The organism is Proteus sp. fly-1067 (assembly GCF_040139345.1).
In the GTDB taxonomy this organism is placed as follows: Bacteria; Pseudomonadota; Gammaproteobacteria; order Enterobacterales; family Enterobacteriaceae; genus Proteus; species Proteus vulgaris_B.
Genome location: NZ_JBEEUL010000315.1, coordinates 1 through 501 on the forward strand (window position 1 = coordinate 1; position 501 = coordinate 501).

At 35.5% G+C, this 501-nt stretch carries 1 protein-coding gene; it reads left to right on the forward strand.

Annotated features, from left to right (window positions below):
* Positions 1-361, forward strand: a 361-nt coding sequence (locus tag ABN217_RS20590; protein WP_349460060.1) for a PNPOx family protein, incomplete at its 5' end; no start/stop codon positions are given.
* Between the last annotated feature and the right edge of the window lie 140 nt (positions 362-501).

Here is a 501-nt window from a genome sequence, read left to right on the forward strand (position 1 = left end):
AGTCGGTGATATTTGGTGTGCTAATTGTTTTTATTGGTTTGATGAAAGTCAGATGAGACTTATTTTTCTTTCTGAAAAGAAAACACGCCATGCTAGAATGATGCAAGAAAACTTATTAGTTGCTGGAAGTATTAGTACCCAAGAAATTGCTGTATCTGATTTACAAGGTATTCAATTCACTGGGTCTGTTTCTTTACTCACAGGTAAGGACGACATCAACGCAAGAAAACATTATTGTTTACGTTTTCCTGTCGCATTAGCTGCTATCCATGTGCCTTTATGGGAGCTACAGTTGCAAGAAATTAAGATGGTCAATAATCGGCTGGGCTTCGGAACGAAGCTTTATTGGCAACGTAATTAAGCTTCTTATTTTCAGAACTTCTTATTATTCCCAAAAATAATGATTTTTTCGTTCCCATCCTTTTAAAGACATACATGAGGTATAGAAAGTGTGTCTGTCATCTTGATTAATGTCTTCAACATAACTTTCAGTCATTGGAA